The 24645-nt window shown below is 54.6% G+C and carries 21 protein-coding genes; 14 read left to right on the forward strand and 7 right to left on the reverse strand.

Annotated features, from left to right (window positions below):
• Positions 1 to 36: 36 nt before the first annotated feature.
• Both AUP42_RS16880 and AUP42_RS16885 read right to left on the reverse strand, forming a co-directional pair.
• Entirely contained in the window at positions 37 to 1074 is a 1038-nt protein-coding gene (locus AUP42_RS16880) for an ABC transporter substrate-binding protein (protein WP_062952750.1), read from the reverse strand.
• A 341-nt stretch (positions 1075 to 1415) separates the two neighbouring features.
• The gene (locus AUP42_RS16885; protein WP_062952751.1) at positions 1416 to 2480 is read right to left on the reverse strand and encodes a LacI family DNA-binding transcriptional regulator; all 1065 of its coding nucleotides are present in this window, start codon (positions 2478 to 2480) and stop codon (positions 1416 to 1418) included.
• Positions 2481 to 2775: 295 nt separating this feature from the next.
• Here AUP42_RS16885 and AUP42_RS16890 point away from each other — a divergent pair, with 295 nt between their 5' ends.
• The 3 genes from AUP42_RS16890 to AUP42_RS16900 all read left to right on the forward strand — a co-directional run bounded on the left by AUP42_RS16890 (position 2776) and on the right by AUP42_RS16900 (position 4283).
• Positions 2776 to 3651: a branched-chain amino acid aminotransferase gene (locus AUP42_RS16890; RefSeq protein WP_062952752.1), complete on the forward strand. Its 876-nt coding sequence runs from the start codon at positions 2776 to 2778 to the stop codon at positions 3649 to 3651.
• Between the two features lie 109 nt (positions 3652 to 3760).
• The gene (locus tag AUP42_RS16895; protein WP_062952753.1) at positions 3761 to 4000 is read left to right on the forward strand and encodes a type II toxin-antitoxin system ParD family antitoxin; all 240 of its coding nucleotides are present in this window, start codon (positions 3761 to 3763) and stop codon (positions 3998 to 4000) included.
• Positions 3993 to 4283, forward strand: a complete 291-nt coding sequence (locus tag AUP42_RS16900) for a type II toxin-antitoxin system RelE/ParE family toxin (protein WP_062952754.1) — start codon at positions 3993 to 3995, stop codon at positions 4281 to 4283. Before AUP42_RS16895 ends, AUP42_RS16900 begins: the two co-directional genes overlap by 8 nt.
• Positions 4284 to 4340: 57 nt before the next feature.
• Here AUP42_RS16900 and AUP42_RS16905 read toward each other — a convergent pair whose 3' ends face one another.
• From AUP42_RS16905 to AUP42_RS16915, 3 genes are all read right to left on the reverse strand, one after another.
• Positions 4341 to 4928, reverse strand: coding sequence for a DUF4136 domain-containing protein (locus tag AUP42_RS16905; protein WP_062952755.1), 588 nt, complete (start codon positions 4926 to 4928; stop codon positions 4341 to 4343).
• Between the two features lie 142 nt (positions 4929 to 5070).
• On the reverse strand, positions 5071 to 6027 hold the full coding sequence (locus AUP42_RS16910) for a proline dehydrogenase family protein (RefSeq protein ID WP_062952991.1): 957 nt from the start codon (positions 6025 to 6027) through the stop codon (positions 5071 to 5073).
• A 150-nt stretch (positions 6028 to 6177) separates the two neighbouring features.
• Complete coding sequence (locus AUP42_RS16915) at positions 6178 to 7770, reverse strand: lysine--tRNA ligase (protein WP_062952756.1); 1593 nt, start codon at positions 7768 to 7770, stop codon at positions 6178 to 6180.
• Positions 7771 to 8215: 445 nt separating this feature from the next.
• Between AUP42_RS16915 and AUP42_RS16920 the strand changes: the two genes are divergently transcribed.
• The 4 genes from AUP42_RS16920 (at position 8216) to AUP42_RS16935 (ending at position 15359) form a co-directional block, all read left to right on the forward strand.
• The gene (locus tag AUP42_RS16920; protein WP_231858325.1) at positions 8216 to 9307 is read left to right on the forward strand and encodes a sensor histidine kinase; all 1092 of its coding nucleotides are present in this window, start codon (positions 8216 to 8218) and stop codon (positions 9305 to 9307) included.
• Between the two features lie 8 nt (positions 9308 to 9315).
• Positions 9316 to 11763: an EAL domain-containing protein gene (locus tag AUP42_RS16925; protein WP_062952757.1), complete on the forward strand. Its 2448-nt coding sequence runs from the start codon at positions 9316 to 9318 to the stop codon at positions 11761 to 11763.
• Positions 11764 to 11933: 170 nt separating this feature from the next.
• Positions 11934 to 14009 carry a methyl-accepting chemotaxis protein gene (locus tag AUP42_RS16930; RefSeq protein ID WP_062952758.1) on the forward strand — a complete coding sequence of 692 codons (2076 nt, stop codon included), beginning with the start codon at positions 11934 to 11936 and terminating at the stop codon, positions 14007 to 14009.
• A 456-nt stretch (positions 14010 to 14465) separates the two neighbouring features.
• Entirely contained in the window at positions 14466 to 15359 is an 894-nt protein-coding gene (locus AUP42_RS16935; RefSeq protein ID WP_062952759.1) for a LysR substrate-binding domain-containing protein, read from the forward strand.
• A gap of 27 nt (positions 15360 to 15386) precedes the next feature.
• On the opposite strand, the gene AUP42_RS16945 is transcribed toward AUP42_RS16935, so the two are convergent.
• Positions 15387 to 16223 (reverse strand): aspartyl/asparaginyl beta-hydroxylase domain-containing protein, encoded by an 837-nt coding sequence (locus AUP42_RS16945; RefSeq protein WP_082824822.1) that lies wholly within the window; start codon positions 16221 to 16223, stop codon positions 15387 to 15389.
• 442 nt (positions 16224 to 16665) lie between these two features.
• On the opposite strand from AUP42_RS16945, the gene AUP42_RS16950 reads away from it, so the two are divergent.
• The 4 genes from AUP42_RS16950 to AUP42_RS16965 all read left to right on the forward strand — a co-directional run bounded on the left by AUP42_RS16950 (position 16666) and on the right by AUP42_RS16965 (position 21808).
• Positions 16666 to 18483, forward strand: coding sequence for a methyl-accepting chemotaxis protein (locus tag AUP42_RS16950; protein WP_062952761.1), 1818 nt, complete (start codon positions 16666 to 16668; stop codon positions 18481 to 18483).
• Between the two features lie 132 nt (positions 18484 to 18615).
• Complete coding sequence (locus AUP42_RS16955) at positions 18616 to 18999, forward strand: MAPEG family protein (RefSeq protein WP_062952762.1); 384 nt, start codon at positions 18616 to 18618, stop codon at positions 18997 to 18999.
• A 182-nt stretch (positions 19000 to 19181) separates the two neighbouring features.
• Positions 19182 to 21227, forward strand: a complete 2046-nt coding sequence (locus AUP42_RS16960; RefSeq protein WP_062952763.1) for a methyl-accepting chemotaxis protein — start codon at positions 19182 to 19184, stop codon at positions 21225 to 21227.
• Positions 21228 to 21418: 191 nt separating this feature from the next.
• Positions 21419 to 21808, forward strand: a complete 390-nt coding sequence (locus AUP42_RS16965) for a DUF1801 domain-containing protein (protein WP_231858326.1) — start codon at positions 21419 to 21421, stop codon at positions 21806 to 21808.
• A 30-nt stretch (positions 21809 to 21838) separates the two neighbouring features.
• Here the strand turns inward: AUP42_RS16965 and AUP42_RS16970 are convergent, their stop codons facing one another.
• On the reverse strand, positions 21839 to 22294 hold the full coding sequence (locus AUP42_RS16970) for a MarR family winged helix-turn-helix transcriptional regulator (protein WP_062952765.1): 456 nt from the start codon (positions 22292 to 22294) through the stop codon (positions 21839 to 21841).
• A gap of 256 nt (positions 22295 to 22550) precedes the next feature.
• Here AUP42_RS16970 and AUP42_RS16975 point away from each other — a divergent pair, with 256 nt between their 5' ends.
• The 3 genes from AUP42_RS16975 to AUP42_RS16985 all read left to right on the forward strand — a co-directional run bounded on the left by AUP42_RS16975 (position 22551) and on the right by AUP42_RS16985 (position 24635).
• Complete coding sequence (locus AUP42_RS16975) at positions 22551 to 23582, forward strand: alpha/beta hydrolase (protein ID WP_062952766.1); 1032 nt, start codon at positions 22551 to 22553, stop codon at positions 23580 to 23582.
• 148 nt (positions 23583 to 23730) lie between these two features.
• Complete coding sequence (locus AUP42_RS16980; RefSeq protein WP_062952767.1) at positions 23731 to 24156, forward strand: organic hydroperoxide resistance protein; 426 nt, start codon at positions 23731 to 23733, stop codon at positions 24154 to 24156.
• A gap of 182 nt (positions 24157 to 24338) precedes the next feature.
• The gene (locus tag AUP42_RS16985) at positions 24339 to 24635 is read left to right on the forward strand and encodes a putative quinol monooxygenase (RefSeq protein ID WP_062952768.1); all 297 of its coding nucleotides are present in this window, start codon (positions 24339 to 24341) and stop codon (positions 24633 to 24635) included.
• Positions 24636 to 24645 lie beyond the last annotated feature (10 nt).

A 24645-nucleotide genomic window follows, 5' to 3' on the forward strand; every position in this document is an offset into this window, starting at 1 on the left:
ACACCGGACGGACAGAACCGTTAAGGCAGATCGCGCTTATTGCGGCGCGGTTTTGACTTCTTCGTCCCAACGCGACAGAAGATGACGGCGGGTTTCCGCATCCCCGTATTTCGCGAAGTCATAGTCGATCAGCTTCAATTCGGTCAGGCGCGGTGCGCCATCGGGAATTTTGGATTCTTTGTTGGACGGCACCTGATAGCTGTGCGCGTCTTCGGCAATCGACTGGGTTTTCGGTGACAATGCGAATTCGGCCCAGATTTTCGCATTTTCAAGGTTACGTGCACCTTTGATGATGCTCATGGAGCCCACTTCATAACCGGTCCCCTCGCACGGCGACACCACCGTCAGGTTCGCCCCCTGTTTGATCTGGGCGACCATGTCATGCATGAAGGTAATACCGATTGTGGTTTCCCCAACCGCAGCCGCCTTGATCGGGGCGGAACCCGATTTGGTGTACTGGTTGACGTTCTTGTGGATTTCCTTCAGCAGATCAAACGCTTTTTCCTCGCCAAACAGCTGCACCAGTGTGGCAAGCGCGGTATAGGACGTCCCCGAAGAATTCGGGTTGGCGACCTGAATTTCACCCTTATAGGCCGGGTTTTTCAGATCTTCCCAGCATTTCGGTGCCGGCAGGCCCTTTTTTGCCAGAAGATCGTTGTTATATCCGATGCCAAGCGCCCCGGCATAAACGCCAACCGTGCGATAATCGGCATTCTTGGCCTGACGCACTGCCCAGTCGTTCAAATCGCCCAGTTGCGGGGATTCATAAACCTCGGTCAGGCCTTCGGCAGCGGCCTGAAGATGCGGGTCGCCCGTCCCGCCCCACCAGATATCAAGCTTCGGATTGGCAGCCTCGGCACGTACCTGTGCATAAGCCTCGCCCGAACTTTTGCGAACCATCGATACATCGATGTCATGTTCCAGTTCGAACGCGGTTTCCATCATCTCGCACCATTCATTATCGGCCGAGCAGATGACATTAAGCCGACCCGCCGCATTGGCCGAACCGGTGGTCGCAACCGCCATCAGGCCTGAAATCGCGACAGTGGCAAAAAGAGAATTTCTGATCGTCATTTGGGTTTCCTCCCGGTTTGCATTTCGTTGAATGCACACGTGTGCATTACCATTGCGCAAATCACGTGCTGGAATGATTTAATCATAAATTCCAAAAAATGACAGAAAAATTCCATTTAAGGAGAAAAAGCGCTCCCTAAAACCCATTAATGGGCTGATTTAATTATTTATTTTATCAACCCGGAAAATGATCCACACAAATTCACACGCTGCCCAACACAATGGTTCCAGCCCGAAATCAATGGCACACGTGTGCGCATGATCCGCAGAAACACCGCGAGTCAGCCGTTTTGGATAAAAATCGAGGAAAAACTGGCCGGAAAACTACGATAAAGATCGGCTCAGGCCGTCCGGCGGCGTGTCATTTCAACCGGCAGGATCAGCCGTTGATCGGTCAGGGCATCGCCCCGGATGCGTTGGCGCAACCGATCCACCGTCATTTCGGCGAGCTTCGTGGCACTTTGGCACACAGTGGTCAATTGATAGGCCCCCTGCCGGGCTGCGGCGATATCATCAAACCCGACCACGGCAATATCTTCGGGCACCCGCAGGCCAAGTTCAAACCGGGCTGCATCCAGAAGGCCCAAAGCAATATGGTCCTTGGCACAGAAAATTGCGTTCGGCGCGGTTTCGGGTGTTGCCAGGAATTTAAGCGCGGCGTTAAAGCCACCGTCATAATCGGCACTGTCGCAGACCAGTGGGGTAAAGCTGATATCCCCATTCGCCAAGCGCGGCGCGATGCGCGACACAAAGGTTTCCCCGCGAACATTACCACTGAATGTGCCGCCTTTGACATTCAGGAACCCGAACCGGGTTTTCCCGGTTTCAAGCAACAGGTCAGCGGCCATTTCGCCGCCACGCACATTATCGCAATTGATAACATCCGCGCCCTCAAGCCGCCCGGCGCGATTGACCAGAACGACCGGCACATTGCGTTTCAGGAAATGCACGCCCACCTCGGGCGGCGGGCTTCCGGATGTCACAACCACACCGGCCACCTGATATTGCAACAGATGCATCATCGATGTGCCCATCTGGGCCGGGTCGGACACATCAATCACCAGCGGACGATAACCGGACTGCTGAATGGCGAGTATCAGTTTATCAAGAAATTCAACGCGGAACGGATCGGAAAGCCCCGATGTCACCAACCCGATCAGATCGCTTTTGCGCGTATTCATCGACCGGGCAATTTTATTGACGTGATAGCCAAGCCGGTTGGCGGTTTCCTGCACGCGCTTGCGGGTCGCATCCGATATCCGCCGGTCGCCCGACAAACAGCGCGAAACGGTGGATCTTGAAACACCGGCCTCGCGCGCAACATCGGCCGAGGTCACAATATGCTGCATATCACGGCCGGGTTCCGCCCCGTCTGTGTTTGCGCGATTGTGTTTTGCCTCGCTCATCCCCGACATTTCCCTCGTCATACCGGGCCAAAATGTTTTTACACCCTGATTTCACGGGCCCCGTTACGGCAAAACACATAGCACAGCCCCTCTGATCCGCCAACGCACACGTGTGCATGATGCGGGATATTTCACAGAACTGTCATTTATCGCAACTTCCTTAAAAACGGCATCAAACCGGCATTTCCCCTGTCAGTTTTCTTTGACCATGATCACGCAAAGACCCTATTCTGGATGCCTTGCATCGCCTCGCGACATGCAAATGCCACCCGAAATTCGATCAGGAGCAAGAAGAATGGGTCACGCCACCACCGCAGACACCAAAGCCGTCACGACATGGACCTGGTACAAAGGCGAATGGCACGCAGGCAATCCGATGATTATCGGTCCGCAGACCCACGGCATGTGGATGGCCTCCACGGTCTTTGACGGTGCGCGCCGCATTAATGGCAAGATGCCCGATCTTGTGCCCCATTGCGCCCGTGTGCTGCGCTCGGCTGAACTGATGGGTCTTGCCCCGAAAATCACCACCGATGAAATCGTCGCCCTTGTCCGCGAAGGCGTTCAGAAATTCGATCCGTCGCTCGCCCTCTATATCAAACCAATTGTCTATGGCGGCGAAGGCTTCCTTGCCCCGACACCCGAAAGCGCGCAATTTGTGCTGTGCATTTCGGTATCCGACCTGCCCGACGCGATCAAAACCGGCTTTACCGCCCGCAAATCAAGCTTCCGCCGCCCCTCACCCGAAAGTGCTCCGACCGAGGCCAAGGCATCCTGCCTTTATCCCAATGTCGGCCGCGCGGTTTCCGAGGCCACAAAGGACGGTTTCGATACCGGCGTAATGCTGGACCCGATCGGCAATGTCGCGGAATTTTCATACGCCAACCTGTTCTACGCCAAGGATGGCAAGGTGTTTACACCCGTGATCAACGGCACGTTCCTGAACGGCCTGACCCGCCAGCGCGTGATAAAGCTTCTGCGCGAAGACGGGGTCGAGGTTACCGAAAAAACCGTGACCTACACCGAACTTGAAAATGCCGACGAAATCTTTGGCACCGGCAATTATTACAAGGTCGCACCTTGCGTCAAACTCGACGACCGCAACCTGCAACCCGGCCCGATTACCAAACGCGCACAGGAACTTTACTGGGCGTTTGCTGAAAACAGCTAATCGAACGGACATGATCAATAACGCGGCCGGAAAGGTGACAGCCCTCCGGCCGCTTTGCTTTTGACAAACTTTGCCAAAAAATGGGATAATCACGCCAATGGAGGATAACATGGCGACGATGAATGTATCCCTGCCCGAGCTCATGAAAGAATGGGTCGAAGCACAGGCGGACACAGGCAAATACAGCAATGCCAGCGACTACGTCCGCGATCTGATCCGCCGCGATCAGGAGCGGGCCGAAAAACGTGCGCTGATGCAAAAAATGATTCGCGAAGGAATTGAAAGCGGTATCGTCGAAAACTTCAGCATGGATGCCCTTCAAGCCGATCTTGACGCAACAGATGCCTGACTACCGCGTCAGTCGGGCCGCACAAACCGACATTGTCGAAATCGGCCGCTATACCCAGCGCGAATGGGGTATCCCACAACGCCGAAAATACCTTGATGGTATGGATCGGCATATGCAAATGCTGGCCAATCACCCGCTGCTTGGCACTGAGCACACGGAATTTGATCCGCCTGTGCGCATTCATCCATATGACCGGCATTTGATTGTTTATGTTCAGGAGCAGGACGGCATCCTGATCGTACGCATCCTGCATGCCAGCATGGATGTCACTTCGCGACTCTAACAGAAACGGGCCGGTATAAACCCGGCCCGTTCCCTATCCAAATCCACCAACCTCGGCCTACTGTGCAGCAGGCATCACCGGTACACTGCTGCCCGCGACATAGGGGTATTTGCCAAAGATCGCGGCGACGGCGTTGCGCACGCCCAGATCGGGATTATTGCGAAACTCGCTATCGATGCGCCCGATAGCCGTGCCCTCCCAGATCATCTGGTCTGTCCGGCGATCCACCATATCGACCGTAATCGTTCCTTCGGTATAATTGTCAACATATCCCGGTTCGACATAACCCGGCCAGCCAACATACATCCCGCTGCGATAGCCGTAATATCCCCCGTAATAGACCGGCGGCGATGTCCGCGTTTTTTCCTCGGTCTTGAGATGATAGTTGATCAGAATATCGGGTGTATTGATATCAACACTGTATCCCCGCGCCTCTAACGCGGCGCTGACAGCATCCTCGATCCGCTGACCATGCAGGGTGGCGTATTTTTCGTCCGACTTTCCGGCTGACTCATAAAAGGCAAAGGTCCGGTAACGCGAAAAATCGGCCGCCGGATCGGCATCGGTATAGACGCGCGGGCCTGTCGCGCAAGCCGACAGCAGCATCGCCATTGCACCCGCCATCATGATCTTGACCATATTCATGCGGTCATCCTTTCGATGTTTGCCCGTTGATATTGACTATCATTTACCGGCATTCTACCGATGAAACCGGTGAATGGAAATTCCTGATTTCGTTTGAAATTCAATTCCATCATTCTGGCAACCAGATGGCAGACCGGCATGTTTAACGATTAAACCCGGATCGTAACAGCAGGCCAAGGTTACGCGGATTTTCTCCGACACGCCGCCAGGCATAGGCCCACCAGTCTTCTCCGAACGGGGCATAAAGCCGCAACCGGTAACCACGCGAAACAAGATCACGTTGCAACGGCTGATTGACACCGTAAAGCATTTCAAATTCAAATGCATCGCGTGGCCAGCCACGTGCGTCGGCAAGGCTGGCAATTTTATCCAGCAGCTCGCGATGATGTGAGCCGAAAACCGGGAAAAATCCTGTCTCACGCGCCCGGTCGGACAACATCATATCTGCCAGCTTCAGGTAATTGGCATCAATGTCGGGTCGTCGGGTAAAAGCCACACTGGCAGGCGGGGCCATCGCCCCCTTGACCAGACGCACCATCGCGCCCTGATCAATCTTCCGCCTCAGATCACCTTCGGTCCGAAACAGCCGTGCCTGCAAGGTCTGGGCAACCGGAAGACCCAAATCACGCAATTGATCATGCAACGCCAACGTATCATCGATCATGTCGAAATCTTCCATGTCGATCATAAGGCGACGGCAACGTTCGTCATTTCGCCCGGCCGCGATTTCACCAATCATCCCGGCCAGTTTTTGCGCATTGTTCCGCAACAAAGCCGGGTCCTGCATATAACCAAGCTGCGACGGATCAACCGAAACATGGACATCAAGCCCAACCTCGTTCAACTTCGGGACCAGATCGGCAAGCTGGGTAACCGTGCGCGTGACCTGCACCGGGTCTGTGACATATTCGCCCAGATAAAAACTGGAAATCCGGATACCCTGCCCGTCCAGTTCTCGTGCTCGTGCCACATGATCGGCTCCATCGGAACCACTCACAAATTGCGCCGCCAGCCCGGTTTTCCGCCCAACTGCCTCGCCCATACGTCTTAGTGCGGGGCTGCATGCCACCGAAATCATCGCCTTTTGCCAGAAACCCATCGTCAACTCCACCTTGGTCAGATGCAAAAGCATCACCATCCGGGATATGCCATTAAACTTATTGAACGAAATGACACCGGATCAAACAAAAAGCGACCCGCCAGATGACGGGTCGCTTGGTATTTCACGGCAGTCTTTAAACCCGAACGCTTAAGCGCCCAGTTCTTCACCGGCAATCGCACGGTCGATCAGCTGGATGCTTTCATCAATACCGTAAAGCGCGATGAACGAGCCCATACGCGGCCCCTGTTCCTGCCCCAGCAGGATTTCATAAAGCGCCTTGAACCAGTCACGCAGGTTTTCATAATTGTGGTTTTTACCCACCTCGAATACCTGCGTCTGGATGTCACCACCATCGGTGTCGGCATCAAGGGTTTTGAGCACATCGCGAAGCTCGGTCAGGGCTGCCTTTTCGGCATCCGTCGCGGCACGGTATTTTTTTGTCGGTTTGACGAAGTCGTTGTAATAGTTGATCGCGTAGCCGACCAGCTTGTCGAGATAGGGCGCGTTTTCCGGCGTTGCGCCCTTGGCATAACGCGAAATGAATGCCCAAAGCAGTTCCGGGTCGCTGGTATTACAAACCGAAACAAGATTCAGCAAGATACCGAATGACAACAGAATATCACGTTCCGGTGCCTTGCCTTCATGGATGTGCCATGCCGGGTTCTGCAAAAGCTTTTCCGGGTCGGTTTCGGTTTTCAGCTTGTCGGCAAAGGTCAGATATTCATCAACCGTCTTCGGGATGACATCGAAATACAGGCGCTTTGCTGTTTTCGGCTTCTGGAACATGAACAGCGAAAGACTGTCTTCCGGCGCATATTTCAGCCAGTCTTCCATCGAAATGCCGTTGCCCTTGGATTTGGAGATTTTCTGCGCGTTCTCGTCAAGGAACAGCTCGTAATTGAAGCCTTCCGGCGGGATACCGCCAAGCGCCTTGACGATCTTGTTACCAAGTTCGACCGACGGAATAAGGTCCTTGCCCGCCATTTCGTAATCAACGCCAAGCGCATACCACCGCATCGCCCAGTCCGGCTTCCACTGCAATTTGCAACGCCCGCCCGTGACCGGGGTTTCGACCAGCTTGCCGGTTTCGGGATGTTCATAAACGATGGTCCCGGCTTCAACGTTAAGCTCGGTCACCTTGGCCATCAGGACCTTGTTGGTACCTTCTTCGACCGGCATGAACGGGCTGTATGTCGCGCGACGCTCTTCGCCAAGGGTCGGCAGCATGATTTTCTGGATCGCATCATACCGCTCCAGAAGACGCAGAAGGGCCGCATCGAACATGCCCGAACGATAGCATTCGGTCGAAGATTTGAATTCGTAATCAAAGCCAAAGCTGTCAAGGAAATCGCAAAGACGCGCATTGTTATGATGCGCAAAGCTCTCATGCGTACCGAACGGGTCCGGCACGCTGGTCAGCGCCTTGCCAAGATGCTGCGCGACCATGTCCCTGTTCGGGATATTATCGGGTACCTTGCGAAGGCCATCCATATCATCAGAGAAGCAGAACAGCTTGGTCGGGATATCGGACATGGTTTCGAACGCGCGACGCACATAGGTCGTGCGCGCAACTTCGCCAAAGGTCCCGATATGCGGCAGGCCCGACGGACCATAACCGGTTTCAAACAGCACATAACCCTTCTCAGGCTTCTTCTGTTTATACCGCTCAACCAGCTTGCGGGCTTCCTGAAAAGCCCAGACGTTGCTGTTTAGTGCGGCATCACGAAGATCGGCTGTCATTTTTGAAACCTTGTTTGTCAGTTGTATCGTTGAACTATCTGGAAATCCGGCCACGCATGAAATCACCCGGATTTCGCGCGTGCGCGAAGCTATCCCCGCAGGCCCGCAAGATCAAGCCCGGATCGGGCATGACCGGGCTGCAACGCGCAATTTCACAGGTAAAGCGCCTTGTTCATTCCTACTCTGGCAGAGAGTACTGGCGATGAGATGCGCAAAATTCGCTTATCAGATCAGCAACATACCCCAAAAATGCGAAAAGATATAAACCTACACCGACGAGTGGTTGAAAACCACGTAACGAACGCAGATATGGACATATGAACAAACTATCCGTGCACTCAGAAAACAATAACAGATCCGGGAGTGGGTCATCGAAACTGGCGACAATCAGGTGGACATACCACCAGTTCAGGCGATTTATCGCCATGCACGGGAGAAACGCTGATTGGCTGAGACGTCAGACATAGGAAATTTGTCGACACCGCACGCCGATGGCTCGGGTAGTACGGCGACGGCACAACATACCGCCTTCGAGGAGGATCACCGTTTCCGGCGCGTTGTAGAATATGCGCCGAACGCGATGATATTGGTTGATGCCACCGGGCTTATCGAGATGGTCAATGCCGAAACCGAAAAGGTGTTCGGCTATGCGCGCGACGAATTACTCGGTCAGCCGGTCGATGTGCTTGTTCCTGACAGGTTCCGCCATCATCACGCAGGCCTTCGTAACAGCTTCATCGCCGCCCCCGGACCGCGTCCAATGGGGCCGGGGCGGGATCTTTATGCCCTGCGCAAGGATGGCAGCGAGTTTCCCGTCGAAATCGGCCTGAACCCTATTGCCGAAGGCGACCGCGTGCAGGTTCTGGCTGCCATTGTCGATATTTCTGATCGTAAAAGCCGTCAGGAACGGCTTGAAAAATCCCTGCAGGAAAAGGAAATCCTGCTTTCGGAAGTTCATCACCGGGTCAAAAACAACCTGCAAATCGTCCATAGCCTGCTTGATATGCAGACCGCAAACGTCAAGGACGATCTGGCACGTGAAATCCTGCGCGATAGCTGCAACCGCGTCCGGTCAATGGCCCAGATTCACCAGACCCTTTATCAAAGCGAGGATGTCTCGCGCGTCGATTTCAACTATTTCTGCGATGCACTGATCAATTCGCTGCTGGTGACCTTCAATACCGATCCCGACCGCATCAATTTCGAACGCGATCTGGGTTCGGTGTCACTTCCGATCGGAACGGCAGTTCCCTGTGGCCTGATCACCAACGAACTGATCACCAATGCGCTCAAACATGCATTCCCCGGTAACCGGATGGGTAAAATAAGCCTGTTTGCAACCGAAATCGCCCCCAACCAGATAGAACTCAGCCTGACCGATGACGGTGTCGGATTCCCGGAAAATTTCTGTATCGACAGCAGCAACGGGCTTGGCCTGCAACTGGTGGAATTGCTGACCGATCAGCTTGGCGGGACTCTCGAGGTTCATACCGGCAGTCCTACCCGTATCACTATTCGCTTCACGATAAAGGATTGAGGATCGCCATGCGCAAACCGATCCATGTCATGATTGTTGAAGACGAACGGATCGTCGCACTGCATCTGCGCCAACAGCTTGCGCGGCTGGGCTATGACAGGACATCGGTCCATAGCGCCGGGATCAATGCCCTTAAGGCGATTGAAACCGATGCGCCCGACATCATCCTGATGGATATCCGCATTGACGGCGATCTCGACGGCATCGAAACCGCGGCGGGTATTCCTGAACATCTGATGATCCCGATCATATATCTGTCCGCCTATTCAGAAGACACCACACTGGAACGTGCGCGAAAAACCCGTCCCTACGGCTTTTTGCTAAAACCGTTTTCCGAACGCGAACTGCACGCAACCATCCAAATGGCTCTTGAACGCCGTGAAGTCGAACTGGCCCTTCGCGAAAGTCAGGAACGGCTGTCACTTGCCATGCATGCTGCCCAGATGAGCTGCTGGGAAGTTGATGTTTCCACCCGCAAAATGCACAGCACCGGTCTTGGAAAATTCATCCCCGGCGAGACACATGATGCCGAAACCATCACCGAAAGCTGGGATGGTTTCCTTGAACGTGTCTCATCCGAAGACCGGGACATGGTCCGCAAGGCATTTGAGTACGCCGTCCTGAATGGCGAATTTTACGACATCGTATTTCGCGGCCAATCCCACGATAACAGCCATCAATGCTGGTTCCGGGCGCGCGGTAAATCCTATATCAATGACCGCAAGGGCACCCAGCGCATCATCGGTGTGATGCAGGACATCACCGATCAGCGCATCACCAATGACAAACTCCGTCAGGCAATGACGGTTTTCGAAACGACCCAGGATGGTATCCTGATCCTTGATCCGGACCTGAACATCACCAGTGCCAATCGTGCCTACTGCCAGATCACCGGTGCCGATCCCCTGACTGTGACCGGCACCCCTCCCTATATGATCGTGCCCGAACAGTTTCCGCCTGCCTTCTATCAGGAACTGTTCCATACGCTGCGCACACGCCGCCACTGGCACCGCGAGATTGATACGCGCGATATGTCGGGCAACCCGATTTCAATCGTGATGCAGATCATCGCGGTCGAGGATGATGACGGGGTTCTGACCCATTTCGTCGCCATGATTTCCGACCGTACTGCTATCCGGCAGGCAGAGCAGGAGCTGCATTATCTGGCCCAATATGACGGGCTTACCGGCCTTCCCAACCGGTTGCTGGCAACTGACCGCCTGAACCGTGCGATTGAACGCTGTGAGCGGACCGGGGCGGTTGTCGCCTGTCTGTTCCTTGATCTCGATGATTTCAAGAACATCAACGACACGCTGGGCCATGCCGCCGGGGACCAGGTCCTGCTGATTGTTTCAACCCGCATCAAGGCACTGACTGATCGCACCGATACGATCGCACGCCTTGGCGGGGACGAATTCCTGATCGTGCGCGAAAACATGCATAGCCAGGCTGCCGCGGGCAACCTTGCCAGCCAGATCATTCATGAATTGCAAAAGCCGTTCTACATCGTCGGTCACGAACTGACACTGTCCGCCAGTATCGGCATTGCCCTTTATCCCGAAAATGCCCATTCGCCGCAGGATCTTATTCGGCTGGCCGATACCGCCATGTATGCCGCCAAGGATCAGGGGCGCCGTACCTATGCGTTTTACAAATCGGAAATGACCGAAAGTGCCACGCATTATATGACCCGCAGCCTCGAACTCAGACGCGGCCTTGAAAAGGGCGAATTGAGCCTTTACTACCAGCCGCAGGTCGATGCCCATACTGGTGAAATGACCGGGGCTGAAGCTCTGATCCGATGGAACCATCCGGAAAACGGCCTGCTGGGCCCGGCCGAAATTATCCCGGTCGCCGAACAAAGCGGACTGATTGTCGAAATCGGCCAATGGGTTGTCGAAGAAGCCTGTGCACAGGCAAGCCGCTGGCAGAATGAAGGCCAAGATCCGATCCGCATCGCGATCAATGTTTCGGTTCGTCAGATGCGCTCGCCGGGCTTTGCCAAAGCGGTACAAAGTGTTCTGACCGATACCGGACTTGATCCGAAATGGCTGGAAATCGAAGTCACCGAAAGCATGATCCAGGACGAAGACATCATGATTGATACGCTCCATGAATTGCGTGCAGTCGGTGTTTCGGTCGCGATCGACGATTTTGGTACCGGCTATTCCTGCCTGCGATCCATCAAAAGCCTGCCAATTGAACGCATCAAAATTGACCGCGCCTTTATTAACGGTATTCCACAAAATACCGATGATGCCGCCCTGGCCGAGGCCATGATCGCCATGGCACGCACCCTTGGGCTTAAAGTTACCGCCGAAGGGGTCGAAACCGCCGCACAGCGGGACTTCCTTCGCGCCCAGGGTTGCTCCGAATTGCAGGGCTTCCTGTTCAGCAAACCTGTACCCGCCGAACAACTTTTCGCAGTTACACACCACAACGCGAAAATTTCATAAAACAATCGCGCATTTAAAAGCCATCAAATCAGATAATTCCCCCTTACCGAAAGTATAGGTTGCGTGGTACCATCCCTTATCAAAAGCTGCCAAGTCCTTGAATAAGGCAGCACAGGGACGGACCACCAGGATTACTTCAGAGGTATAGGTTTATCTGAGGGGACCTTTAAATGCGATTTTCCAACCTGTCTCTAGGCGCCAAGCTGACCTGCGTAAGCGCACTTGCCATCGCCTTCTGCCTGATCGTCGGCATCTTCCTGCAAACGGCTCAAACCAGCAAAACAACCGAAGAACTTACCGTGGGCGAAGCCCGTGCTGTCGGACAGTTCCACGCCGAGCAGGCCAGCCGCGTGCTCAATGGCGGCATGCTGGTTGCCAAAAACCTTGCCGGTGCATTTCGTGCACTCCGTGAACAGGGCGGCGCAGATCGCAAGGCCTATAACGAAATCCTCAATCGCACGCTGATCGACAACCCGTCACTTGCCGGGGCGTGGTCGGGATTTGAACCCGATGCCCTTGATGGCAAGGATGCCGATTACAAGGGCGAAGGCGAACCGTTTGGCGACGGCACCGGAAAATACGTCACCTATTATTATAACTTCGGTGGCGGCATCACCCCCTACCACCTGACCGGGCTCGATAATCCAGAGGTCAATGAATATTACACCGAACCCAAACGCACCAATAAGCCCTACCTGACCGATGCCATCACCTATGACATTCAGGGCCGCGATGTGGTTCTGACATCATTTGTCTATCCGGTGCAGGACAGCGGCGGAAAGTTCCTTGGCGTGATGGGCGTCGATCTTGAATTGAATGCACTTTCCGAACGGTTTGCCCAACTCGCCCCCTTTGGTACGGGTACCGTCAATCTTGTCTCCGCCCAGGGCACATGGGTTGCACATGAAAATCCCGATATTCGGGGAACCAAACTGGATGCTGCCAAAACTACCGATGCCGCTATCCTCGATGCGATGAAATCGGGCCAGTCGCGCCAGATTGATGACGGCGAAATCATGCACCTGATCGTGCCGGTCGCCATCGAGGGATATCCCAATCAGTGGGGTGTGGTTGTCAACGTGCCGCTCGAAACCGTTTTTGCCCCGGCTGACAGCCTGCGCAATGCAACGCTGATCGGTGGTGTGGTTCTGCTGATTGTGGTGATTGCGGTGATCCTGCTATCGACCAACGCCATGGTTGCCCGTCCGATGACCCGTGTTGCGGGTGTGATTGCCGATCTGGAAAAGGGCAATTTCAATGTCACGGTCCCCTATCATGACCGTTCCGACGAGATCGGTGCAATTGCCAAGGCGCTGGAAGCTTTCAAGGAGGCATCGGCAGGCATGCAGCAGGCCGAACGTGATAAACGCGAAGCCGAACACCGCGCCAGCGAGGAACGAAACCGCACCCGCCTTCAGATGGCTGAAGAGTTCGAAAAATCGGTTGGCTCCATCGTTGTAAAAGTTACCGATAGCGCGGGCGACATGGAAAAGGTATCCCGCCAGATGCGCCGTGCGGCCGATGAAAGTTCCGAGCAGGCAACCGTGGTTGCCGCTGCCGCCGACGAGGCCAGTGCCAATGTCCAGACCGTCGCCTCGGCGAGCGAGGAACTTTCCGCTTCCATTCAGGAAATCAGTTCGCAGGTCGCACGATCATCGGAAATTGCCAACAATGCGGTTGATGAAGCATCGCGTGCCAACGCCATGGTTACCGGCTTGGCCGAGGCCGCTGATCGCATCGGTCAGGTTGTGAGCCTGATCAATGATATCGCGTCCCAGACCAACCTTCTGGCGCTGAACGCGACCATCGAGGCCGCGCGTGCGGGCGAAGCCGGCAAAGGTTTTGCCGTCGTCGCAAGCGAGGTCAAAAACCTTGCCAACCAGACCGCCAAAGCGACCGAGGATATCGCCCAGCAAATCGGATCGATCCAGTCTGAAACCCACAATACCGTGGGCGCGATTGAAAAAATCACTGAAACGATTTCCAATATCAATGAAATCACCAGTGCCATCGCGGCCGCAGTCGAACAGCAGGGTGCCGCAACCGCCGAAATTTCGGGCAATGTGCAACAGGCGGCAGCGGGCACGAACGAGGTATCATCCTCTATCGGGATTGTGCGCAACACGTCCCAACAAACCGGAGATGCCGCATCCAATGTTCAGGCCGGGGCAACCGAACTTGCCGCACAGGCCCGCAATCTCGACACCCAGGTCAAAAACTTCCTTGACCGGTTGCGCCATATCTAAAGCGTCGGTCCGGATAGTGGACCCTTGCTCCGAAAACCGCTACGTGATTTCAGTCGTTTCGGAATGTCTCGGTTTTAGAGGCACAAGACTTCGACTGAAGTCACCACCGCGGGCTTCAAATGCCTGCACATCGCCTGTCAGAAATTTCACGGGCTTCCTCGCTGCCGCGACTGTGATTTGCCGGGTTAAGGTGCCTGAATATGGCTCGCCTCAACATTGCAAAACCCTGGCGAACAACTTTTACCCGCTCAATTCTTGCCTGTTCGCGAATTTGGTGAAGGGATTCCTGATCCGCACCAAAGGCAGAAACCGGATGGCGAGAGACATCCTTGATACGATTGTTAGAAAATTTGCATGACATCTTGTCTTCTCCTTCGCCTTTCGATGCCATAAATCTAACATTTCAGAAGTATCCATGCTTGCCAGAAAAGCTGCGCTTCTGTTAGTTTTTCTATCATGATAAAGTCAAACGATATTGCGTGGCTGCCGCTGAATTCCCTTCGGGCTTTCGCCGCAGTTCACGAAACCGGCTCTGTCGGGGCGGCTGCGGAAATGCTGAGCGTGACTCATGGTGCCGTCAGCCAGCATCTGCGCGGTCTTGAAGACCGATTGCAACGTAAATTGTTTACCCGGTCGGGTAACCGCTTGGTCATGTTGCCCGAAGCCGCCGATCTGGCCGAAAATCTGCTTCGGAATTTCAGGGCAATTGCCGGTGACATCGAACAATATCGGCGCGATGAAAATATCCTCAACATCACGGTGACACCGCATTTCGCCCAATACTGGCTTCTGCCGCGCCTTGGCGAGTTTCTAAAACGTCACCCGGAAATCGACCTGCGTATCAATGCCGATGCGGCCATACATGATCTTGAACACGGAGATTTCGATGCCGCGGTCCGGCATGGCGATGGCAACTGGCCCGGACTTAACAGCGAACGGCTTCTTGAAAGCAGGGATGTCGTCGTCGCGGCCCCTTCGCTTCTTGAATCTGTTTCTGTTCAAACGCCCCGGGACCTGGTCGGGCTGCCATGGATACTTGACGAGGACAGGGACATCGAAATGTCGCATTGGTTCGATGATCATGGCGTTGCCCATCAGGCGCATACAAGGATCACCCGACTGCCCAGCGCGCTGACACTCGTCGCGGCACTAGACGGGCATGGCGTCGCGTGGCTCCCGCATGTATACGCCGCACCATATCTGACCAGTGGGCGTCTGATACAATTGCTTGGCGATGACACATGGTCCGAACAGAATACGCGCCACTATTATCTGTGCTGGGCAAACAGCAAAAACAGCCCGGCTTTCAGGACATTCCGGCAGTGGCTCCGGCAGCAGCTTGCCCGCTAGGTCAAGACAACAAGGCAAGCTTTACGATCAGTTATCTGTCTGGTTACGCATTTTTTCGGCTTCGGCATAGAACTTCTTTTCCCACTTGTTGTGGTTATCAAGCCCTTCCTTGATGAAAGGCGTGAAAATCGCAAGGTTCATCAGGCACCAGTTCACCAGCCGGGCGGGAAATTTCATCGGCTTGACGAAATCGACAAACAGTACAACCCGCGTCTGATCCGTATGGTTCCATGCCTCATGCTCATAGGAATCATCAAAAATCAGCACTTTGCCCTCTTCCCAGTGGCATGTCCGGTTGCCCACCCGAATGCCAAGCTTATCTGGTTGATCCGGAACGATCAGGCCAAGATGCATCCGCAACACACCGTTATAGGGGCCGCGATGCGGCGGCAGGTGTTTTCCCGGTTCGAATATTGAAAACATTACTGTCGTCAGGCCGGGGATCTTGTTCATGATCCGCCAGGTTTCGGGGCAAGCCCGGATGTTTTGCGCGGACTTCAAACCAAACCCCAACAGGAAGAAGGTTTTCCAATCCGCATCGCTGGAGATTTCTTTGACATCCGTCGAAATGTCATGGAACGACGGCAACTCGTCCTTGCGCCGCAGAATTTGGTCAAGCTCCTCGCGGATGGCAGGCCATTCTTTTTCGATTTCCGCAGCCCAGGGAAAGGTTGCATTGTCATAAACTGCCGGATTGCCGAACTTTGCATATTTCCGGTTCAACCGTTCTGCGCGGGAAACAATCCCCATGAAAAACCGGGTGATGCGACTGGGACGATCCATCGGACGGATACCGTCCGTCCCGAAACGATGTTCGGACTCCTGACCAGCAGCATGCGGGATGCTCGTGTCGTAATTATGCAATTTTGCCCTCTTTGTTATACAATAGACTGAACATTCGAAGGAATTGCCGGAAATGACAGACAATCATGGCAATATATTGCCATCCTGATTGTCGGCAAAGCTCTTACCCGGGACAAAACGTGTTCGTACCCTTTCGGTTCCAGAAATCGGCGCAGAATCGGAATGCTTTTTATCCATTCCGCTCCTTGTTCGGCGCTCCGCCACGCCGTATCTATCCCGAAACCGGCAAAATGACATCTGAAAAAATTCTAATCTGTCCATGAAGACAAAGCGTTGGTTTTGCGACTTTGTCTCATGTCAATAATCAGACTTTTTCAGCTTGTATTTCTCCCGGACATACTCTTGTAATCAAAAATAGAATTAGCACATGCTACTAAACTGCATGAGTGTGTTCACGTTGTAATAATCCCCGAATAGTTATGGCTTCAAGGGTCGCCTCATCATGTTCAGAAATTTTCGCATCACTCATCGCCTGGCCGGACTGGCGACCATACTTCTGGCGTTCAGTTGCCTGATCGGATCCGTCGGGATTTACAAGATGACGGTGATAGGCAACGAACTTGAACAGGTTGCCGCCCGCGATCTACCCCTGACCCTGATGCTTGAAAAAATCACGCAGCATCAGCTCGAACAAGCCATTCTGATGGAAAAAACGCTGCGCTATCGCAATGTCGATGCCCATGCCGCCACCGAAACCGAGGCCGAGGCCGACCTCCGCCATCATTTTGAAGAACTGGCAAAACAGACCGATAGCGAGCTCGCAACGGCCCATCAGATGGTCAACAGCTATCTGGCAGATACAATCAGCGACGAGGCCCGAACAGAATTTTCCGGTGTCGAAGCCGCCCTTGCCCGTATCGAAACCGATCACCGCACTTACGAAACACAGGTAAACGATATCTTCAAAGCACTCGATAATGGCGCAAGCCCGTCGGATGTTGCTGACGCCGTGATCACCACCGAAGGGTTGCAAAACGATCTTGATGCCGCGATTGAAAATCTTGTCGCCGAAGTCGCGGCCTATACCGCCGCCTCCATGAACACCGCCCTTGCAGATGAACGGATGGGCAAGACACTGATTACCGCTTTGTCCGGTATTGTCTTGCTGTCGGGCATTGTACTGGCCTGGCTTCTGGGCCGCTCCATCACCCTGCCCTTGCGTCGCCTGACAAATGCGCTTGCCGATCTGGCAAAGGGCAAGCTTGATACGCCGGTTCCGGCTTCCAAATTCCGCGACGAAGTCGGTGACATGGCTGATGCAATGCGGGTCTTTCAGGCCGACATGATGAAGGCCCGCACGCTTGAAGCCGAACAGGTAGCCCGGCGGGAACGTGATGAGAAACGACGCGCTGAAACCGACCGTCTGGTAAAGGAATTCTGCGAAACCCTTGTCGAAACCTTTGCCGATATCGTCAAAAGTGCCAAGGATGTTCTGGCACGTGCCGAAATGATGCAAACCCAAAGCGGACAGGCAGGATCACTTGCCGGTGCGGTCGCCACCGAAGCCGAAGAATCATCGGCAAGTGCTCAGTCACTAAGTGCCGCGACCGAGGAAATGGTCGCCGCCATCGACGAAATATCATCCCAGATCACGCAATTTTCGGGCATTGCGAAAAATGCGGTTGAGCATTCTGCCACCTCACAGGCGGAAATGCGAAACTTGCAGGAAGTCGCAGATGAAGTCGGCCAGGTCGTTCAGTTGATTACCAAGATCGCAGATCAAACCAACCTTCTGGCGCTTAACGCCACCATCGAAGCGGCCCGTGCTGGTGATGCGGGCAAGGGCTTTGCCGTGGTTGCAGGCGAAGTCAAAAGCCTTGCCAATCAGACGGCCAAGGCCACCGATGAAATCACCCGCAAGATCGAACGTATTCAAAGCGTATCGCGCAATTCCACCGAAGCCATCAACAATATCGGCACGGTCATCGGCAGCATCGATAACTACGTGACCGCCATCGTCGGTGCGGTCGAGGAACAAAATGCCACAACGCGGGAAATTGCACGAAATGTCGATTTCGTGTCCGAAAGTGCCAAGCGTGTTTCGGAAAATGTCACCACCATTCAGTCCAGCGTGACGAACGTCGGCAGCAGCGCGGTTACGGTGCATGACAATGCCGATCACACCGCCCATCAGGCCGATTTCCTGAACGGCAAAATCGGCGAGTTCATCACCGCCATGAAACGTGCCCAGAATGACGAACCGGACACGGGCATCCGATATGCGGCCGACAAACCGGTAATGCTGCGCGCTGCCGAATAATCCCGAACACAGTCGTCCAGTCCGCATCCTAGACAGGCCGGAAATATCCGGCCTGTTTTCATGCAGCCCTTGCATCCGACCGCCAATCGGGCAAAGCTTTGTTCCATCATAACACTATAAAGGACCACACTCATGCTGCCGATCCCCGTCACCGTCTGCCTGACCGGCATCTTTGCCCTGATGTTGATTGCGCTCAGCCTGAATGTTTCCCTGCGGCGGCGCGATCTTAAACTTTCGCTTGGCGATGGCGGGGACAAGGTTCTGCTGCGCCGGATCCGGGCTCATGGCAACTTTGCCGAAAACGCCCCGTTCTGCATTCTGGTTGTCCTGGCACTCGAGGCTGTTCTGGCAACATCGGGCATCATCTGGCTGATTGCGGCGGCCTTCGTGATTGCCCGCCTTCTTCACGCATGGGGAACACTGACCGGAACCCTTGCCCTGATTGCGCCCGCGATGGTGATCCAGCATGTCGTGCTGGGTTGTGCGGCGATCTGGCTTCTGTTCCAAAGCATCTAGCAGCGGCCCTCTCGCACGAAAGCAACCCGTGATTTAATTATCAGTCAAAAAACAACACGTATCGCATTTACCTCCCCATATGAGGATATGGCGGCTAACGGAAATAACTATACTTCCGCTTAGTCAATTCACTTCGGTTTTACCGGTCTGCACCGGAAGCCAGTATGGGAAGGGTAAATCTCATGATCTCCGCTATTCGGAAATTACGGATTTCGCACCGCCTGTTCAGCCTCGTCGGCTTTTTGATCCTGTCGACCGTCTTGGTGGGCGGATTTGGCGTCTATACCATGACGAAAATAGGCCACGAACTGGAAGAAGTTGCTGATCGCGACCTGCCGCTAAATGCGCTTCTGGAGAAAATTACCCAACACCAGCTCGAACAGGCCATCCTGATGGAACGCGCCCTGCGCATCGGCAATGTCAACGCCCATGCGGAAACCGAAATCTTTGACACCGTCCGTCACCATTTCGAGGAAATCGCAGCCCAGACCGATGTCGAAATTGCCGCCGCTCGCGCCATGGTCGATGAATTTCTGAAAACCTCGCTGTCTGAAGAAACAAGGCTGGAATTTGATCTTGTTTCCGGCGCGCTTGAGCGGATCGAAACGGAACATCGCGTGTATGAAGATCATGTCGAAAGCATCTTTGACAGCGTCGCTAAAGGTGACATCAACAGCGCCAGCCTGATCGAGGCCGTGATCCGCACCGAAGCGGAACAGGAAAACCTCAATACCGAGATTGAAAACCTGCTCAATCGGATTTCTAGTTTTACCCAAACCTCTATGAATATGGCCCTTGCAGACGAACGCAACGGCAAGATGATGATTGCCATTCTGTCCAGTCTGGCGACATTGCTCGGCATCCTGATGGCGGTACTTCTGGGCCGCAGCATTTCGATCCCGATGAAGCGGCTGACCTTCGCACTTAGCGAACTTGCCGATGGCAAGCTAGACACCCCCGTCCCCAATAGCCGGTTTGAGGATGAGGTTGCCGAGATTTCCGTTGCAATGAAGGTTTTCCAGAAAAACATGATCCGTGCCCGTGAGCTTGAAGAAGCTCATAAGCGGATCGAGGAAAAACAAAAGCAACGTCAGGCCGAACGCAACCATCTGGTCAGTGTTTTTGGGTCCTCGATCGGTGCGGTCTTTGCCCGTATCCTTGGCAGTTCCGAAGAAATGGTCGAGCGCGCCAACACTGTAAATGCCAACTCGGGCGATACCAACAATCTCGCAACATCTGTGGCGACCGAGGCCGAAGAATCATCTGGCAACGCGCAGGCATTGAGTGCCGCGACCGAGGAAATGGTGGCCGCCATCGGCGAAATTTCATCGCAAATTACTCAGTTTTCTGATGTTGCCCGCAATGCCGTCACCTATTCGGAAACCTCGAAAAACGAAATGCGCAGCTTGCAGACCGTTGCTGATGAAATCGGCCAGGTGGTGCAGTTGATCACCCAGATCGCCGAACAGACCAACCTTCTGGCGCTGAACGCCACCATCGAAGCCGCCCGTGCCGGTGATGCCGGCAAAGGTTTTGCTGTGGTCGCAGGCGAAGTTAAATCGCTGGCCAACCAGACGGCAAAGGCGACCGAGGAAATTTCGGATCGCGTCGCCCGCATTCAGCAGGTTTCCAACAGCTCGGCCGAGGCAATTTCAAATGTCTCCGAAATCGTCGACAGCATCGACCAGTATGTATCGGCCATTGTCGGCGCGATCGAGGAACAGAACGCCACCACGCAGGAAATCTCGCGCAGTGTCGATTTCGTTTCCGAAAGCGCACGTCGCGTTGCCAGCAACATCACCGGCATTCGCGGTCGCGTCGAAGACGTCAAAACCGATGCCGAGGAAGTTAATAACGCGGCCAACACTACCGCTGCCGAGGCCGCCCTGCTCAGCCGCGAGGTCGAGATATTCCTGAGCGCCATGCAAAGCAATGATGTCGATGACGACACTTATGAAAGCCATGCAATTTCGGTTGCCGCCCGGACCGATGGGGATCATGGCAACTGGCAGGGCAATGCAACGGAAATTTCTTGTGCCCATCTGGTGGTGCGCCCGGCCATTGCCGTGACACCGGGCGAAATCGTCGATCTGCGCCTGCAAAACGTCCCCGATGCGCTTCGCGCCCGCCTTGCCCGCCAGGAAGACGATTGCAGCATCCTGCAATTGCCGCTTGATACCAATCATCTGGCAAAAATGCGCCAGCATGTTCGGAAACTGGTTGCCTGAACGTCTGTCTTTGCCTCCCTGCTGTTAAAACAGCAAACTTGGCGCGATGTCCGGTTGGATGTCGCGCCCTTTCTTTATCCGGACTATATTGACGGGATAGAAAACCAGACATTCCGGTCGGAAACATGAACCAATTGCCCCAAACCGCTGCCATCAACACCAAAAGGCCCCCGCCCGGACTGGCTGTAGAATTGGCTGCCAAATTCGCCGCCTATCCCCGCAAAGCAGGCGCGGCGTTGATGGAGGTCCGGGGATGGATTTTCGAACTGGCGGCGAATGATCCCTCAATCGGCAGGATCACCGAAACCCTGAAATGGGGCGAACCCGCATGGTTGACGCCGTCCCGGTCGGGCTCCACCATTCGCGCTGATTGGAAAGCAAAGTCGCCCGGTCAGATCGCCATCTATGTCAATTGCCAGACGGACTTGATTGACCGGGTGCGCAGTCATTTTGAAGGTATTTTGCAATGCGAGGGCAACCGGGCAATCATCCTGCCGCTGGATCGCCCCCTGCCCGAAGGACCGGTTAAGACCGTGCTGGGTTGGGCACTGACCTATCACCACGACAAACGCAAACGCTAGGGTCAGCGCACAACATGCGGATTGCTTCCACTATTTCCGCGATGCGTTTGCTTCAAGCGTATCGCGTAGCTGGCCGAGATCATCGATCAGGCGTTTGACAGTTGAAAGATCAAGTTCAGCCGCTTCGCCAATGCAGCGTGGCACATCAAGCGCCTTTTGGCGCAGTGCCTTGCCCGCCGCGGTCAGGGTGATGCGCACCGAACGTTCATCCTTGGGATCGCGGGTCCGTTTGACAAGCCCCGCCGCCTCAAGACGTTTTAACAACGGTGTCAGCGTACTGGATTCCAGAAACAGCTTTTCACCGATGCTGCGCACCGGCTGGTCATCCTGCTCCCACAGGGTCACCATCACCAGATATTGCGGATAGGTAAGCTCAAGCGCGTCAAGCAGCGGCTTATAGATACGGTTGAAGGCGTGGCTGGCGGCATAGACCGAAAAGCACAGGAAGTTTTCAAGCCTGAGCGCGTTGCTATCATGATCGTCCATGGTGGCGTCCTCCTTTGTCCGGCCCGGGCTGTCGGATGGCGCTCCGATTGTCTGCTTTGCGGCTTAACGTAAGGGCCGTTTTGAGATCAAACCCACATTAATATATCGCACACGACTTAATTACAAGCGATTTAATTGCATGGCTCGTATTCTCAAATTTATATCGCGCACGATTAAATCGTTCGCTATAACAAAATCATCGAAACGGAAAACGCCGCACAGCGGCTCTAAACAGACAGCTTAAAGGAACAAGATCATGAATACATTCAAAACGACTGTTGCCTCCGCTGCGATTGCTCTGGCAACCACCCTGACCGCCACGACCGCTTTGGCCGATCCGGTTCTCGAAAACAACACTCAGAATTTCATCAATGTCCTGAACGCTTCGGGTGGCGCACCGATCTACACGCTCAGCCCGACTGACGCCCGCAACGTTCTGGCCGGCGCACAGGCAGGTCCGATTGCAAAACGCGCCGCCGACGTCACCGATACCGTCTTCCCAGTCGGCCCGACGGGTGAAACCCGGGTCCGGATCGTCCGCCCCGAAGGCAACACCGACCGCCTGCCGGTTGTCGTATACTTCCACGGTGGTGGCTGGGTGCTGGGCGATAAGGAAACCCATGATCGCCTGATCCGCGAAATCGCCGTACAGGCAAATGCCGCCGTCGTCTTTGTTGATTATGAACGTTCACCCGAAGCCAAATATCCGATCGCAATCGAACAGGATTATGCTGTCACCAAATATGTCGCCGATCACAGCGAACAGCTTAACGTCGACCCGACCCGTCTGGCGATTGCCGGGGACAGTGTTGGTGGCAACATGACCGCGATTGTTTCCCTGCTGGCTGAACAGCGCAAAGGACCGGAAATCATCGCTCAGGTACTGTTCTACCCGGTGACCGATGCGAATTTTGAAAACGGATCCTATACCGAATTTGCCAATGGCCCATGGTTGACCAAGGCGGCAATGGAATGGTTCTGGAACCAGTACCTGCCGGATGGAACCGACCGTACCGATCCGAAAGTAACGCCGATCCACGCCCCGCAGGATTTGCTGGCCGGACAGGCACCCGCACTGATCATCACCGATGAAAATGACGTGCTGCGTGACGAGGGCGAAGCGTATGCCCGCAAGCTCAGTCAGGCCGGGGTGGATGTTACCACGGTTCGCTATAACGGTACGATCCATGATTTCGTCATGCTCAATGCCGTTGCCGATACCCCGGCTGCCAAGGCCGCAACCGCCCAGGCCAGCCAGTTCCTGAAGAACGCCTTCTACGGCGAATGATCTGAACTTTCTGCAACTTCTTTCGGGGGCGCGGTTGCGCCCCCACCCACCCGGCGACATATCACTTGGGGCACAACCGAACCAACGCCCTGATCAGCCGGTTTATCGAAACCTTCGAACCATCACGTTCAAACAAAGGAAGAAAACCATGTCTGTAGATGTCAAATATCGCGCAACAGCAAGTGCAACCGGTGGCCGTGACGGCCGTGCGAAAACAGAAGACGGCAGCCTCGATGTCAAACTGACCACGCCAAAAGAACTCGGCGGTGCAGGTGGCGAAGGCAACAACCCCGAACAGCTTTTCGCAATGGGTTACTCAGCCTGCTTCATCGGCGCGATGAAATTCGTATCCTCCCAGGGCGGCCCGAAAGTTCCGTCTGATGTCTCAGTCAAGGCTGTTGTCGGCATCGGCCCGCGTGCGGCTGGTGGTTTTGGCCTTGCAGTTGACCTGCATGTTTCGCTGCCGGGCCTTGATAAGGCCGACGCGGAAAAGCTGGTCGAAGAAGCTCACAAAATATGCCCTTACTCCAACTCGGTCCGCGGCAATGTCGACGTAACCTCGCACATCGTCTGATCGAAAACCTCCCCCTCTTCGGCAGGGACCTCCCCCGATCCGCAACTGCCGAAGCCAAGCCCGGTGCTCTCCCTGCACCGGGCTTTTATTTTTTTAAAGGCATTTAACTGTTGCCCGATCCGGCCCCTGCCCCGATGATCCTGATCAATCAAACTGCCATATAAATCAGACAGGAAACATCCATGTCCCAGCAACTTACCGTTCTCGCCATCGCACGCGCCAAGCCGGGCAAGGAAGCCGAACTTGGCAAACGTCTTCTCGCACTTGTCGAACCGTCACGTGCCGAAGAAGGCTGCATCAGCTACGATATCCACCAGTCCAACGACGATCCGGCGATCTGGATGGCGTATGAAAACTGGCGTTCTGACGAAGATCTGGCGCTGCATTTCGACACACCTTATCTGCGCGCATTTGCCGAGGGCGGCGAAGAAGTTCTTGCCGAGCCGGTAAATATTCAGAAATTCACCATCAAATCCTGATCATTCTCCT

It is taken from the genome of Thalassospira lucentensis (genome assembly GCF_001613805.1).
GTDB classification, from domain to species: Bacteria; Pseudomonadota; Alphaproteobacteria; order Rhodospirillales; family Thalassospiraceae; genus Thalassospira; species Thalassospira lucentensis_A.

Coding starts and splice junctions, on each gene's coding strand:
- AUP42_RS16885 (WP_062952751.1), bottom strand. CDS start 2,480: ATGAGCGAGGCAAAACACAATCGCGCAAACACAGACGGGGCGGAACCC.
- AUP42_RS16950 (WP_062952761.1), top strand. CDS start 16,666: ATGTTCAGAAATTTTCGCATCACTCATCGCCTGGCCGGACTGGCGACC.
- AUP42_RS16900 (WP_062952754.1), top strand. CDS start 3,993: ATGCCTGACTACCGCGTCAGTCGGGCCGCACAAACCGACATTGTCGAA.
- AUP42_RS16980 (WP_062952767.1), top strand. CDS start 23,731: ATGTCTGTAGATGTCAAATATCGCGCAACAGCAAGTGCAACCGGTGGC.
- AUP42_RS16925 (WP_062952757.1), top strand. CDS start 9,316: ATGCGCAAACCGATCCATGTCATGATTGTTGAAGACGAACGGATCGTC.
- AUP42_RS16915 (WP_062952756.1), bottom strand. CDS start 7,770: ATGACAGCCGATCTTCGTGATGCCGCACTAAACAGCAACGTCTGGGCT.
- AUP42_RS16910 (WP_062952991.1), bottom strand. CDS start 6,027: ATGGGTTTCTGGCAAAAGGCGATGATTTCGGTGGCATGCAGCCCCGCA.
- AUP42_RS16930 (WP_062952758.1), top strand. CDS start 11,934: ATGCGATTTTCCAACCTGTCTCTAGGCGCCAAGCTGACCTGCGTAAGC.
- AUP42_RS16975 (WP_062952766.1), top strand. CDS start 22,551: ATGAATACATTCAAAACGACTGTTGCCTCCGCTGCGATTGCTCTGGCA.
- AUP42_RS16890 (WP_062952752.1), top strand. CDS start 2,776: ATGGGTCACGCCACCACCGCAGACACCAAAGCCGTCACGACATGGACC.
- AUP42_RS16985 (WP_062952768.1), top strand. CDS start 24,339: ATGTCCCAGCAACTTACCGTTCTCGCCATCGCACGCGCCAAGCCGGGC.
- AUP42_RS16935 (WP_062952759.1), top strand. CDS start 14,466: ATGATAAAGTCAAACGATATTGCGTGGCTGCCGCTGAATTCCCTTCGG.
- AUP42_RS16955 (WP_062952762.1), top strand. CDS start 18,616: ATGCTGCCGATCCCCGTCACCGTCTGCCTGACCGGCATCTTTGCCCTG.
- AUP42_RS16970 (WP_062952765.1), bottom strand. CDS start 22,294: ATGGACGATCATGATAGCAACGCGCTCAGGCTTGAAAACTTCCTGTGC.
- AUP42_RS16960 (WP_062952763.1), top strand. CDS start 19,182: ATGATCTCCGCTATTCGGAAATTACGGATTTCGCACCGCCTGTTCAGC.
- AUP42_RS16905 (WP_062952755.1), bottom strand. CDS start 4,928: ATGAATATGGTCAAGATCATGATGGCGGGTGCAATGGCGATGCTGCTG.
- AUP42_RS16880 (WP_062952750.1), bottom strand. CDS start 1,074: ATGACGATCAGAAATTCTCTTTTTGCCACTGTCGCGATTTCAGGCCTG.
- AUP42_RS16895 (WP_062952753.1), top strand. CDS start 3,761: ATGGCGACGATGAATGTATCCCTGCCCGAGCTCATGAAAGAATGGGTC.